Origin of the sequence: Thermomonas sp., from assembly GCF_020850895.1 — a bacterium.
Taxonomy (GTDB): Bacteria; Pseudomonadota; Gammaproteobacteria; order Xanthomonadales; family Xanthomonadaceae; genus Thermomonas.
On record NZ_JADZDS010000047.1, the window covers coordinates 1 to 13125 of the forward strand.

Below are 13125 nucleotides of genomic sequence, written 5' to 3' on the forward strand. Positions count from 1 at the left end.
AGGGCGTGGTGGAACTGCGGATCGGATGCGATGCCACGCGCATCCGCATCGAGGTCGCCGATCGCGGGCCCGGCCTGCCGGACTATGCGCTGGAGCGCGCGTTCGAGCGTTTCTATTCGCTGCCGCGTCCGGACGGCGGCGTGCGCAGCAGCGGGTTGGGGCTGAACTTCGTGGCCGAAATCGTCAAGCTGCATGCGGGCCAGGTGCGGCTAGCCAACCGCGAGGGCGGTGGCGCGATCGCCACCGTCGAGCTTCCACTGCCACCGGCATAGCGGCACTTCACGCTCACTTCATCCGCGCACCATCGTGGCGCCCAACGGCGAGCCCATGCTGCGTCCATCTTCACGATGGAGCGGAGCGATGCGGTTGACGGTCAAGGCGGTGATGGCAGTGGTGCTCACATTGGCGATCCTGATCCCGCTGCAGATGGTGCGTGGGGTCATCCAGGATCGGCAGCAATACCGGGAAACGGCGGTGCGCGACATCGCCGCCAGCTTTGGTGGCCGCCAGGTTCTGGCCGGGCCGGTGCTGGTGGTGCCGTACGAGGAGCGGGTGACGGAAACCAGCAATGAGGACGATGGCCGTGTGCGCCAGATCGTGCGGCGCAAGCATGGGCAGTGGACCTTCTTCCCGGAGACTCTTGCGGTGGATGGCGTGCTCAAGCCGGACACGCGCCGCCGCGGCTTGCATCAGGTGCGCGTGTACGAATGGGAGGGCAACGCACAGGCGCGCTTCGACGCGGCGATCCCGGAGCCTGCCGACGGCGTGCAGCGCACCATCGGCCAGCCGTGGCTGAGCTTGGGCATCGCCGATGTCGGTGGCCTGCGCGGTGCGCCGCGGATCCGCATCAATGGCGCGGTGGCCACGGTGGTGCAGGGGCTGGGGCATGCCGATGGCTCTGGCGTGCATGTGCGGCTTGCGGTCCCTGCGGCGGGGCAGCCCCTGCGCCTCGACGTGCGCGCCGACCTGCAACTGCGCGGGACCGAGACCTTCGCGATGCTGCCGCTGGGCACCCAAAATGACCTGCGGCTGCACTCGACCTGGCCGCACCCGAAGTTCGACGGCAAGTCGCCGCAGCAGGACGTGGGCGGTGCAGGCTTCCGCGCGCGCTGGCAGATCGCCTCGGTGGCGACCAATGCGCAGCGGCGCTATCTGCAGGCACCCACCTTGTCTTCGGGTGGCGATTTCTTTGATGGCGCGCGTGATGCCTCCGATGGCGCGCCGGCGGGGACGCCGCCGGGGGATGCGGTCAGCGTGTCCCTGCTGGATCCGGTCAATCCCTATATGCAGGCGGATCGTGCGACCAAGTACGGCCTGCTGTTCGTGCTGCTGACCTTCATCGGCTTCTTCATGTTCGAGCTGATCAAGCAGGTGCGCGTGCATCCGATCCAGTACCTGCTGGTGGGGATGGCGATCGCCATCTTCTTCCTGTTGCTGGTCAGCCTGAGCGAGCACATCGATTTCGGCCTGTCCTATCTGGTGGCCTCGGTCGCCTGCGTGGGCCTGATCGGTGTCTACCTGTCGGCGGTGCTGCGCGGCTGGCTGCGCGGGCTGGGGTTTGCGGCCATGCTCGGCACCTTGTATGGCGTGCTGTACGGCCTGCTGTTGTCGGAGGACAACGCGCTGGTGCTGGGCTCCGGCCTGCTGTTCGCGATCCTTGCCGCGATCATGCTCGCCACCCGCAAGGTGGATTGGTACCAGGCCGCCCAACGCGAACCGGAAATTCGCTGAGGGTGCGGGCGGCGGGCCGCCCAGGCACCCGCCGCCGAGTCCAGGGGTCGGCCGCGAACCGGAAATTCGCGGACGGCCAGGGTGACGGGTTGCGCAAGCGCCCGTCACCGCGGGCATGACCGATGGCCCAGTCGCCGAGCCGATGGCGTCGCTAGAATCGCCAAAGGACCAATGAACCGGGGATTTCGATGAAACATCTGCTGTGGACGGCCGCGCTGCTGACGGCGGGCGTGGCGAGCCTGCACAACGCGTCGGCGCAAGAGCGCGTCGACCTGGACATGACCGCGCGCATCCGCGCCGAGGCGCTGCACCATTCGCAGGTCATGGCCACCCTGCGCCACCTGACTGACGCGATCGGGCCGCGACTGACCAATTCGCCGGCGATGGCCGAGGCCAACCGCTGGACCCGGCAGAAGTTCGGTGAGTGGGGGCTCTCGAATGTCCACGATGAGGCGGTGGACGATCTCGGTCGTGGTTGGGTGTTTACCCATTCGCAAGTCGAGATGCTCACGCCGCGCGCGATGCCGCTGCATGCACTGCCGAAGGCGTGGACGCCGGGAACCAACGGCACCGTCGAGGGGGATGCGATCGTCGTCAAGCTGGAATCGAAGGATGACCTGAAGCGCTGGAAGGGCCAATTGCGCGGCAAGATCGTGTTCGTCGACGATGCCCGCGCCTACAAGCCCAGCGAAAAATCTGATTTCCTGCGCTATTCCGATTCCGAACTTGACGACATGCTGAATTTCCCGATGCCCAAGGGCCGGGACTTCGATCCGGCGATGGCTGCACGGTTTCGTTCCCGCATGGAACTGGCGCCGTTGCTCAACCAGTTCCTGATCGACGAAGGCGTGCTGGCCACGGTGTCGATCAGCAGTTGGAACGATGGCATCGTGCGCGTGATGGGGGGCGGTTCGCGCAAGGCTGGCGAATCGGTGGGCGTGCCGGCGCTGGTGATGTCGGCCGAACACTACAATACCGTGTTGCGTGCCATCAAGGACGAAGTCCCGGTGCGCCTGCGGGTGCGGGTGGATGCGCAGTTCACCGATACCGCCAACCAGCCGGGTTACAACACGATTGCCGAAATCCCCGGCACTGGTCCGCAGCGCAACGAGATCGTGATGCTGGGCGCGCACATGGATTCCTGGCATGCCGGTTCCGGCGCCAATGACAACGGCGCGGGGGTGGCGGTGATGATGGAGGCGATGCGCATCCTCAAGGCGATCGGCGCCCGCCCCAACCGTACCATCCGGGTCGCCCTGTGGACGGGCGAGGAGCAGGGCCTGATCGGCTCGCAGGACTACGTGGCACGGCATGTCGCCCATTTCCCTGAACCGACCGACCCCGAGCAGAGGGCAGTCCCGGCGTTCTTCCGCCAGAACAAGGGCAAGCCAGTCCCGGGGCCGGAGTTCGAGCGGATTTCGGCCTATTACAACCTCGACAATGGCAGCGGAAGGATCCGTGGCATCTACGCCCAGGAAAACCTGGCCGCTGCGCCGATCTTCGAGGAGTGGCTGCGCCCGTGGCATGACCTCGGTGCCACCATCGTCACTCAGCGCAACACCGGAAGCACCGATCACGCCAGTTTCGACGCGGTGGGCGTCCCAGGGTTCCAGTTCGTGCAGGATCCTCTGGACTATTTCACCCATACCCACCATAGCGACCTGGACACCTTGGACCATGCCGTCGAGGACGACCTGAAGCAGGCCGCTGCGATCGTTGCCGCATTTGCCTACAACACCGCGATGCGACCGCAGCGGATGCCGCGCAAGCCGCAGACGGCGAACTGACGCGCGGGTGTGGTGATGCGGGATCTGCGAAGGGCCGGCGCTTGCGTCGGCCCTTCGTGTTGTGTCGATCGATGATCAGTCGACCAACAGGTTCAGGTGCACGCCCAGGCCCGGCATGTCCTCGCACTCGGTGTCGAGGTCGGCGCGCAGCAGCGGGTGCGATTGCAGCCACGATGCATCCACGCGCAGGGTGAGCGTCTCGCCGTCCGCACGCAATTGCAGGCCGGGCGGCATGGCATCGCCACGCGCGCGATGCAGCAGTGCCGCGAGGCGCAACAAGGCGGCGCTGTGCCGGGCATGCGCCAACAGGCGATCCGGGATCATTTCGAAGGCGGTGCGCGGCACGCTGCGGCGATGGCAGCGCACCAGTGCGGCGAGATAATTCTGGCCCTGCTGCGAGAACCCGGCGATGTCCGAGTTCTGCAGCAGGTAGGCGCCGTGGCGGTGGTAGCCGCTATGCGCGATGGCGAGGCCAAGTTCGTGCAGGCGCGCGGCCCAGGCCAGCAGCCGGCGTGCGTCCGCGTCCAGCTGCCACTCGCTCGCGACCTGATCGAACAGCCGCAGTGCGGTGGCTTCCACCCGCCTGGCTTGCGCCAGATCCGCGCCGTAACGCTGCATCAGCGCGGCCACCGAGGACAGGCGGGGATCATCCTCGCCGCCACGGCCGAGCAGGTCATGCAGCACGCCTTCGCGCAGGGCGGCCGCGCTGACCTGCATGCGCTGCAGGCCCAGCGCATTGAACGCGGCTTCGAGGATCAACACGCCGCCGGCGATGATCGGCCGGCGGTCGTCGGAGAGGCCGGGCAAGTCGATCGCATCGATGTGGCCGCAGGCCAGCAGGCGCTCGCGCACCACCGGCAGCGCGGCGGCGGTGACCGCTCCCTTGCTCAGGCGCAGCTTCGCGCAGATTTCACCGATCGCCTTGTTGGTGCCGGAGGAACCGATCGCCTCGCTCCAGCCGAGGTTGCGATAGGTGGCCGCGAACTGCTGGAACTCGGCCGCGATCTCGGTCTGCGCTGCCTGCCAGCGCCGCGCGCTGAGCCGGCCATCCGGGAAGAAGCGGCGCGTACTCGCGATGCAACCCACTTGCAGGCTTTCGCGTTCCAGTGGCTGCATGCCGCTGCCGATGATGCATTCGGTGGAGCCGCCGCCGATATCGATCACCAGGCGTTTCTGTCCGCGCCGTGGTGGCTGCTCGTGGGCGACGCCGAGGTAGATCAGGCGTGCTTCCTCGCGGCCGGAGATGACGTCGATGGCGTGTCCCAGCGCGCGTTCGGCAGGGATCAGGAAGGTTTCCGGGCTGCGCAATTGGCGCACCGCGTGGGTGGCGACTGCACGGATGTGGCGCGGCGGCAACTCGGCGATGCGTTGGCCGAAGCGGGCGAGGCAGTCGATGGCGCGCGCCTGCACCTCCGGTGCCAGGCGACCGTTGCGATCCAGGCCTTCGGCCAGGCGCACGGTCTCGCGCAGGCGATCGACGACGCGCAACTGGCCGAGCACGCGCTGCGCCACCACCATGTGGAAGCTGTTGGAGCCGAGGTCGATGGCGGCCAGCAGATCGCCATCGTGCGGGGCATCGGGCGGCAGGCTCATCGGCTGACAGCCTCCAACCGCGCGCGTTGGGCGGAGAACACCGCCTCGCCGTCGCCGGGTCGTGACCGGACGTATCGGCCATCGGGCTGCAACAGCCAAGCGTCGTGGTTGTCGGCAAGGTAGTCGAGCAGGCCTTCCTGCAACACGCGCTGGGCCAGCATCGGGTCAAGGATGGGGAAGGCGATTTCGACCCGCCGCAGCAGATTGCGCTCCAGCCAGTCCGCCGAGGAGCAGTACAGATCGGGCTGGCCATCGTTGCCGAACCACCAGATCCGGTGGTGTTCGAGGAATCGTCCGACGATCGAACGTACACGGATGGTTTCGGAAACACCGGGAATGCCTGGGCGCAGCGTGCAGGCGCCGCGCACGATCAGGTCGACTCGGACGCCTTCCTGCGAGGCCGCATAGAGTGCGCGAACGACCCTGGGCTCGTTGATCGCGTTCATCTTGGCGATGATCCGTGCGTCGCGGCCATGGCGTGCGTGCTCGCTTTCACGTTGGATGCGCTCGAGCACGCCGCGGTGCAGGGTGAACGGCGATTCCAGCAAACGTGACAGTTGCAGCGGCGCGGCCAGTCCGGACAGTTGCTGGAAGATCAGGTGGACGTCGTTGCCGATCTCGGGGTTGGCGGTCATCAGCCCGAAATCGGTGTAGGCGCGCGCGGTGTCGTTGTGGTAGTTGCCGGTCGACAGGTGGACGTAGCGGTGCAGGCCATCCGCTTCACGGCGGACGATCAGCAGCATCTTGGCGTGGGCCTTGTGCCCGACCACGCCGTAGACGACCTGCACACCGGCGTCCTGCAGGCGGTCGGCCAACTGCAGGTTGGCTTCCTCGTCGAAGCGCGCGCGCAGTTCCACCACCACGGTGACGTCCTTGCCGTTGCGCGCGGCGCGGACCAGATGGTCGACGATCGGTGAATCGCGGGTGGTGCGATACAGGGTTTGCTTGATGGCCAGGACGTCCGGGTCGTCGGCGGCCTGGCGCACCAGCTCCAGCACCGGGGCGAAGCTGTCGCCTGGGTGATGCAACAGCAGATCACCCGTGCGCAGGCGTTCGAACATCGCGTCATTTCCGGCCGGGATGCGCGGCTGGAACGGCGGGAACTTGAGATCGGGGCGATCCACCATGCGGTAGAGCTGCGCGGCGCGATTGAGATTGACCGGGCCGTGGATGCGATAGAGGGCGCTGCCCGGCAATTCGAAATTCGCCAGCAGTTGATCAACCACGTCGTCCGGGCAACCGGCGTCGATTTCCAGCCGCACAGCACGCAGATAGCCGCGTCCGGCCAGTTCGTCGCGCAGCGCCAGTGCGAGGTTGTCGACATCGTCCTCATCGACGATGAGTTCGGAATTGCGGGTGACCCGGAATTGGTGCGCGCCACGCACGCACATGCCCGGGAACAGTGCCTGCGCAAAGGTCGAAAGCACTGTGCTCAGGAACACGAACTGATGGCGCGCGGCGTCACCCGCGTCGAGCTCGGGCAGCCGGATGATCCGCGGCAACGAGCGCGGGGCACGCACGATGGCCAGGTGGCCTTCGCGGCCGAAGGCGTCGCGACCTTCGACCACGACGACGACGTTCAGCGACTTGTTGAGGATCTTCGGGAACGGATGTGCCGGGTCCAGCGCCAGCGGCGACAGCACCGGCATGATCTCGGCGTGGAAGTACGTGCGCAGCCAGTCACGTTGCTGCGGGGTCCATTCGTGGCTTTCCAGCAGGTGGATCTCCTGCGCGGCCAACGCCGGCTTGAGCGCTTCGTAGAAGCAGCGGTACTGGCCATCGACCAACGCGGCGGCACCGGCATGGATGCGTTCAAGGAGTTGCGCCGGCGGGATGCCGTCGATACCCGCGGGCCGGCCCAATTCGGCGGCCTGGCGCACGCCGCCGCAGCGGATCTCGAAGAATTCGTCGAGATTGGTGCAGGAAATGCACAGGTAGCGTAGGCGTTCCAGCAGCGGCAGCCGTTCGTCGCGGGCCTGTTCGAGCACGCGCAGGTTGAAATCGATCTGCCCCAGTTCGCGGTTGGCGTACAGGGTTGGATCGTCCAGTGTGATGGCGTGGGTCTCGGTCATGGCGGGGCTATTGTGACGGGCGCGGCGGCGTCGCGTGGCAGGATGCGTGCACGCGGGAATCGGCAGCGGAAGCGGCTGCCCGCGCCCAGCGTGCTTTCGATCTCGAGCGTGGCATCGTGCAGGCCGAGCACGTGCTTGACGATCGCAAGGCCCAGCCCGGTACCGCCGGTGTCGCGGGAACGACTGGTGGAGACGCGGTAGAAGCGTTCGGTCAGGCGTGGCAAGTGTTCGGGCGGGATGCCGACGCCGGTGTCGCGCACCGCCAGGCTGGCGCCGCCATCGGCGTCGCGGGAACACTGTAGGCGAATCTCGCCACCGTCCGGTGAATAGCGCACCGCATTGCTGAGCAGGTTGGAAAATGCACTGTGCAGGTCACGGCTGGAGCCGCGCAGGTCGATGTCCGCGGAATCCTCCACGACGATGCGGTGGCGGCCGCCGCTGAGCGCCTCGGCTTCACGCACGAGACTGGCGAGCATCGGCTGCATGGCCACGCGCTCATCGGGCAATTCGTCGCGTGCATCCAGCCGCGACAGGGTGAGCAGGTCTTCGACCAGCCGGGTCATCCGCTGCGACTGCTGGCGCATTTCCGCCAGCAGGGTGGCCCACTCCGGATTGTCATCGGCATCCAGCATCTCCAGATAGCCATGGATGACGGTCAGCGGCGTGCGCAATTCGTGCGAGACATTGGCGACGAAATCCCGCCGCATGTGTTCCAGCCGCAACAGCCGGCTGACATCACGCGCCAGCAGCAGCCACAGGTCTTCCGAGTAGGGCAGCAGGCGCAGGCTCAAGCGACGCTGCGGATCCACCGGCGATGCGACGTCTTCCATCGGCTCGGCATTGCGGCCGGCGGCCAGCCAGTGCGCCATCGGCAAGGAGGGCAGCGCGCTGGCGATCGGGACGTCGTGGTGGCGCGGGTAGTGCAGGCCGAGCAGGGGCGTTGCGGCTTCGTTGAACCACAGGATGCGCTGGCTGTTGCGTTCGACCAGCACCACCGCATCGGGCAGGGCAGTGGCGACGGCGCGATAGGCGCGCAACATGGCGAGCAGCCGGCGCTTGCGGGTGCGCATTTCGGTCTGGCTGCGGTACAGCAGGGTGTCCAGTTGGTTCCATGCGCCGGAGCTGTCGCCGGGCAGCAGCCGCTGGCGTGCCGCCAAGCGTTGCAGGACGCGTTGCAACCGCCAGTAGTGGAATCCGACCACGGCGAGTGAGGCCAGTGCCAGGCCTGGCCATGGCCGGCCGATGGCAAAACCCATCCCCAGCCCCACCGCCAGCACCAGCGCAAGCTGGGCGAGGGTGCGGAGCCAGGCCGTGTGGATGGACGAGGGCATCGCGGGAGTCTATTGCAAGGCGGTGCGATCCGGCCTGCCGCGTCCGCTCACGTCGCTTCGGAGAACCGATAACCTGCGCCGCGCACGGTCTGCACCATGGCATCGAGGCCATGCGGCTCCAGCGTCTTGCGCAAGCGGCGGATGTGCACGTCGACCGTGCGCTCCTCCACGTACACGCTGCCACCCCAGACCTGGTCGAGCAATTGCGCCCGGGTCTGCACCCGGTCGGCATGGGTCATGAAGTAGTGCAGCAGGCGGTATTCCGTGGGGCCCATCGGGATCGGCTGCGGCGTGCCTTCGACCTCCACGAACACCCGGTGCGCCGCGCCGTCGATGGTCAATGCGCCGATTTTCACGCTGCCATCGGTGTCATCGTCGCGCGAGCGCCGCAGCACCGCGCGGATGCGCGCCAGCAACTCGCGGGTGGAAAACGGTTTGACCACGTAATCATCCACGCCCGCTTCCAGCCCGCTGACGCGGTCGTTTTCCTCGCCGCGTGCGGTCAGCATGATGATCGGGATGTCGCGGGTCAGCGCATCGCGGCGCCAGCGCCGCGCCAGTTCCAGTCCGCTGCCGCCGGGCAGCATCCAGTCCAGCAGGATCAGGTCGGGGATGCGTTCGGCGATGCGCACCTGGGCTTCGCGGGCATCGCCGGCAAGCAGCGGCGCGAAATCACCCTTGCGCAGCGCAAAGGCCAGCATGTCGCGGATGGCGGGCTCGTCTTCGACGACCAGGATGTGCTTTTGCATGTCGCCATTACACGACGGTTTGGTGACAGTTTAGGGCAATGCTGAACAAGTCCCTCCTGGACTTGTCAGCACACGCTGCGTCCGGTGCGTGCCCGGACGCAGCTCACGCGGATCCATCACTTCGGTGATGGATCCGCGGCCGACCATCCATGGTCGGCAGGCAACGCCGACTAAATCAGCGTTGCCTTGGTGACGGTATCAGTGGTCGCGCCCGATGCCGAAGCCAAGCTGGCCGCCATTGACCTCCTCGTCACGGATGCCCTGCCGGCGCAGTTCCAGCACGATGGGCGTGATCGTGGCGATGCGGGCGTCGATCCTGCTGCGTGCGTAATAGTCGAGGTCTGGGCGTTTTTTCAGGTTGTTGAGCTGGACGAGTGCCTGTTCCGGGCGTCCGCCAAGGAAGGCGGCTTCCGCCCACGCTTCGCCGGCACGCACTGGATCGCCTGCGATTTCGTTGGCGCGTGCGTAGGTTTGCTGGAGGAGCGGATTGTCTGCGTTGGCGGACAACAGCGGTCGCAGCACCGCGACCGCGCGCGTGCCTGCCGCAGCCGTCCCGCGATCGGTCAGGACTCTGGCATAGCTCAACGCAACCGCGGTCCGGGTGGGCATGCGTGCCAGCAGGGCCTCGAAACGACGGTCGGCGTCGGCGGTCCGGCCGCTGGCAGATTCGGCCTGCCCGGCGGTGACCTGCAGCCACAGACTGTCCGGATGGGCTTGCAGCAGGGGCTGCAGCTCCTGCAGTGCTTGGGTGGCCTGGCCAGCCTGCAGGTGGGCGAAGGCAAGGCCGTAGCGACTGGCATCGTCCAACGGCTTGCTGGCCTGCATTTGCCGGTATTCGCGAATTGCTTGGGCCGCGGTGCTGGCGCTGAGCACGCGCAAGCGTTCGCGGGCGTAGCCGAAATGATCGCCGTCGCCGCGGGTTGCCGGCTGTGCCCCGGTGTCGATTCGCAGGCCAGGCGGCAACAGCGGATTGCGCGAGGTGGTGGGACCGGTGAATGTGGATGGCTGCGATTCGAGCTTCGCAGCACGCTCGCGCGCTTCGCTGATCCGGGACAGGGTCAGCGGATGAGTCTGAAGGTATTCCGGAAGTTCGGCACGGACATCTCCTTGGTTCATCTGCACGTAGTTTTGCAGTGTCTGGAAGAAATCGGCCATCGCCGTCGGGTTGTAGCCGGCGTGCGCCAAGGTGCGGATGCCGATGCGGTCGGCTTCTGCTTCGTTGTCGCGGGTGTAGCTGATTTGCCGCTGCTGGAGAAGACCCAGACCGGTCATGACCGCTGCCGAGGTGGCGTCTCCGCTGCTGCTGCTGGCTCCGGACCGTTGCGCGGCGATGACGGCGCCCAAGGTCGCCAGCAGGATCGGAATGCTGTCACGCTGGGCTTTTTCCGCCCCCCGCAGCACGTGCTCCTGGGTCACGTGCGAAATCTCGTGGGCCAGCACGCCCGCCACCTCGGCCTCGCTGTCGGCCGCCAGCACCAGCCCGGCGTTCATCCCGACGTAGCCGCCCAGAGTGGCGAAGGCGTTGATCTCCCGCACGCGCAGCAGGAAAAAAGTGAAGCGCTGCTGCGGCTTGGCACTTGCAATTGCCAGGCGCTGGCCAACATCGTCCAGCCAGTCGTCCAGGAGTGGGTCATCCAGTACATAACCGCCGTGTCGCAACTGGGCCAGCACCATGGCGCCGTATTGCGATTGCTGGGTTGGCGACAGCAGGCTTCCAGCGGATGACCCCATGTCGGGCAGGCGGCTGTCCTGGGCTGAGGCGGCACCGATGCCCACGGTCAGGAACAGGGCCAGCGCAAGGGTCGACGATCGGGGCTTCATCCCGACAGGATGCCGCCATTGCGTTCATTGCGGGTGAACGGGGCTTGAGTGACTGGAAATTCACGCCGCTGCCCCGATACTGGCGGTGTCCCGATCCTACCGTCAGGCCGCCATGAGCAACGCGTCACCGCCCACCATCACCATCTACAGCACCGCACAATGCCCATATTGCGTGATGGCCAAGAATTTCCTCAAGAGCAAAGGCAAGACCTGGGCCGAAATCCGCATCGACACCGACCTTGCCGAACGCGAGAAGATGGTCGCCCTGACCCGCCGCACCAGCGTGCCGCAGATCTTCATCGGCGATGTCCATGTCGGTGGTTACGACGACATGATGGCCCTGCACCGGGCGGGCAAGCTGGACGCGCTTTTGGATGGACAGGCGTAATCAAGGATGACCGCGATGGACGAACATGACGACCGGGTGAAGCAATTCACCGAATTTCGCCAGCGCATGAACCAGCGCATCCTCGACGAGCCGAACCAGGTGGTGCGGCGCTTCTTCTCGCTGGACACGCAGACCTACCAAGCCGGCGCGCTGGACGTGAAGACCAAGGAGCTGTGCGGACTGGTGGCCTCGATGGTGCTGCGCTGCGACGATTGCATCAGCTACCACGTGGCCCAGTGTCGCGATGCCGGGGTGAATCGCGCCGAGATGTTCGAGGCCTTCTCGATCGGCTTGGTGGTCGGCGGTTCGATCGTCATCCCGCACTTGCGGCGTGCGGTTGATTTCCTTGATCGGTTGGAAACCGGCGACGCGGCCACCCCGGGTGCGCACGACCACGGCTGAATGGCACATCGCTGCCTGCAAAGCAGGCTCGCCGCATCTGCGATAATGCACGCCGCGAAACCTCATCCCGGCGCCACGCCTGACGCGTGGCGTCCGCACGTCTGGAACCCCGAACATGACCACGATCACCCTCATCCCCGGCGATGGCATTGGCCCGGAAATCATGGATGCCGCGCTGCTGGTGCTGGATACACTGAAGCCCGGCCTCGACTACGAATACGCTGACGCTGGCCTTGCCGCGCTGGAAAAACACGGCGAACTGCTGCCACAGTCGACGCTGGAGTCGATCGCCCGCAACAAGGTGGCATTGAAGTCGCCGCTGACCACACCTGTCGGCGGTGGCTTCACCTCGATCAATGTGACTTTGCGCAAGCATTTCGACCTGTACGCCAATGTGCGTCCGGCCAAGAGTTTCCCGAATACACGCTCGCGCTTTCCGACCGGCGTGGACCTGATCACCGTGCGCGAGAACACCGAAGGCGTCTACATCGGTGAGGGCCAGGAAGTCTCCGACGACGGCGAGACCGCGGTGCTGACCTCCAAGGTCACCCACAAGGGATCCGAGCGGATCGTGCGCTATGCCTTCGAACTGGCGCGCCAGACCGGACGCAAGAAAGTGACCGTGGTGCACAAGGCCAATATCCTGAAATCCACCTCGGGCCTGTTCCTGAAGACCGCGCGCGAAGTCGCCGGGCGCTATGCCGACATCGAATGCAACGAGCTGATCGTCGACAACGCCTGCATGCAACTGGTGATGCGGCCGGAGCAGTTCGACATCATCGTCACCACCAACCTGTTCGGCGACATCCTCTCCGATCTGTGCGCGGGACTGGTCGGTGGCCTCGGGCTGGCGCCGGGCGCCAATATCGGCGAGCACGCGGCGATCTTCGAGGCGGTGCATGGGTCCGCGCCGGACATCGCCGGCAAGGGCATCGCCAATCCCTGCGCCCTGCTGCTGGGCGTCGGCCAGATGCTCGATCACCTCGGCAAACCGGAACTGGCGACGGCGCTGCGCGCGGCGATCGTCAGCACCCTGGAAGCGAAGGATGCGTTGACGCCTGACCTCGGCGGCAGCGGCACCACGCAGACGTTTGCGAAGGCGATTGCGAGCCGACTGTGAGCATGTGAAAGCGCATGTTGTGGGTGAATGCCTGAGCGAAAGTGGATGCCAATACGTGCGAATGTCCTCCGACGTCGACCTGCGGCCGACGTCTCCCCCTTGATTTCGCACGCATGGGCATCCGCTTCCAC

The 13125-nt window shown here is 66.3% G+C and carries 11 protein-coding genes; 6 read left to right on the forward strand and 5 right to left on the reverse strand.

Annotation, left to right across the window (positions count from 1 at the left end; all coding sequences use genetic code 11):
* The 3 genes from IT472_RS04465 to IT472_RS04475 form a co-directional block, all read left to right on the forward strand.
* Positions 1 to 272: ATP-binding protein (locus tag IT472_RS04465; protein ID WP_297179003.1), on the forward strand; the 272-nt coding region annotated here is incomplete at its 5' end.
* 88 nt (positions 273 to 360) lie between these two features.
* The gene (gene creD / locus IT472_RS04470; RefSeq protein WP_297179006.1) at positions 361 to 1731 is read left to right on the forward strand and encodes a cell envelope integrity protein CreD; all 1371 of its coding nucleotides are present in this window, start codon (positions 361 to 363) and stop codon (positions 1729 to 1731) included.
* 188 nt (positions 1732 to 1919) lie between these two features.
* Positions 1920 to 3518, forward strand: coding sequence for a M20/M25/M40 family metallo-hydrolase (locus IT472_RS04475; protein ID WP_297179009.1), 1599 nt, complete (start codon positions 1920 to 1922; stop codon positions 3516 to 3518).
* 75 nt (positions 3519 to 3593) lie between these two features.
* Here the strand turns inward: IT472_RS04475 and ppx are convergent, their stop codons facing one another.
* From ppx to IT472_RS04500, 5 genes are all read right to left on the reverse strand, one after another.
* Positions 3594 to 5111: an exopolyphosphatase gene (gene ppx, locus IT472_RS04480; protein ID WP_297179012.1), complete on the reverse strand. Its 1518-nt coding sequence runs from the start codon at positions 5109 to 5111 to the stop codon at positions 3594 to 3596.
* The gene (ppk1, locus tag IT472_RS04485; RefSeq protein ID WP_297179015.1) at positions 5108 to 7183 is read right to left on the reverse strand and encodes a polyphosphate kinase 1; all 2076 of its coding nucleotides are present in this window, start codon (positions 7181 to 7183) and stop codon (positions 5108 to 5110) included. The genes ppx and ppk1 overlap by 4 nt, the downstream gene beginning before the upstream one ends.
* Positions 7180 to 8514, reverse strand: coding sequence for a phosphate regulon sensor histidine kinase PhoR (phoR, locus tag IT472_RS04490; RefSeq protein WP_297179018.1), 1335 nt, complete (start codon positions 8512 to 8514; stop codon positions 7180 to 7182). Before phoR ends, ppk1 begins: the two co-directional genes overlap by 4 nt.
* Before the next feature lie 47 nt (positions 8515 to 8561).
* Positions 8562 to 9263 carry a phosphate regulon transcriptional regulator PhoB gene (gene phoB / locus IT472_RS04495; protein ID WP_297179021.1) on the reverse strand — a complete coding sequence of 234 codons (702 nt, stop codon included), beginning with the start codon at positions 9261 to 9263 and terminating at the stop codon, positions 8562 to 8564.
* A gap of 198 nt (positions 9264 to 9461) precedes the next feature.
* Entirely contained in the window at positions 9462 to 11084 is a 1623-nt protein-coding gene (locus IT472_RS04500) for a M48 family metalloprotease (protein WP_297179025.1), read from the reverse strand.
* Positions 11085 to 11196: 112 nt separating this feature from the next.
* Here IT472_RS04500 and grxC point away from each other — a divergent pair, with 112 nt between their 5' ends.
* The 3 genes from grxC to IT472_RS04515 all read left to right on the forward strand — a co-directional run bounded on the left by grxC (position 11197) and on the right by IT472_RS04515 (position 12994).
* A complete protein-coding gene (gene grxC, locus IT472_RS04505; RefSeq protein WP_297179028.1) occupies positions 11197 to 11472 on the forward strand; it encodes a glutaredoxin 3 in 276 nt (91 codons plus the stop codon).
* A 6-nt stretch (positions 11473 to 11478) separates the two neighbouring features.
* Positions 11479 to 11874 (forward strand): carboxymuconolactone decarboxylase family protein, encoded by a 396-nt coding sequence (locus IT472_RS04510; protein ID WP_297179031.1) that lies wholly within the window; start codon positions 11479 to 11481, stop codon positions 11872 to 11874.
* 115 nt (positions 11875 to 11989) lie between these two features.
* A complete protein-coding gene (locus tag IT472_RS04515; RefSeq protein ID WP_297179033.1) occupies positions 11990 to 12994 on the forward strand; it encodes an isocitrate dehydrogenase in 1005 nt (334 codons plus the stop codon).
* Positions 12995 to 13125 lie beyond the last annotated feature (131 nt).

Excerpts from the sequence above, each read along its gene's own strand:
- IT472_RS04500 (WP_297179025.1), bottom strand. The coding sequence starts at position 11,084 with ATGAAGCCCCGATCGTCGACCCTTGCGCTGGCCCTGTTCCTGACCGTG.
- ppk1 (WP_297179015.1), bottom strand. The coding sequence starts at position 7,183 with ATGACCGAGACCCACGCCATCACACTGGACGATCCAACCCTGTACGCC.
- creD (WP_297179006.1), top strand. The coding sequence starts at position 361 with ATGCGGTTGACGGTCAAGGCGGTGATGGCAGTGGTGCTCACATTGGCG.
- grxC (WP_297179028.1), top strand. The coding sequence starts at position 11,197 with ATGAGCAACGCGTCACCGCCCACCATCACCATCTACAGCACCGCACAA.
- IT472_RS04515 (WP_297179033.1), top strand. The coding sequence starts at position 11,990 with ATGACCACGATCACCCTCATCCCCGGCGATGGCATTGGCCCGGAAATC.
- phoR (WP_297179018.1), bottom strand. The coding sequence starts at position 8,514 with ATGCCCTCGTCCATCCACACGGCCTGGCTCCGCACCCTCGCCCAGCTT.
- ppx (WP_297179012.1), bottom strand. The coding sequence starts at position 5,111 with ATGAGCCTGCCGCCCGATGCCCCGCACGATGGCGATCTGCTGGCCGCC.
- phoB (WP_297179021.1), bottom strand. The coding sequence starts at position 9,263 with ATGCAAAAGCACATCCTGGTCGTCGAAGACGAGCCCGCCATCCGCGAC.
- IT472_RS04510 (WP_297179031.1), top strand. The coding sequence starts at position 11,479 with ATGACCGCGATGGACGAACATGACGACCGGGTGAAGCAATTCACCGAA.
- IT472_RS04475 (WP_297179009.1), top strand. The coding sequence starts at position 1,920 with ATGAAACATCTGCTGTGGACGGCCGCGCTGCTGACGGCGGGCGTGGCG.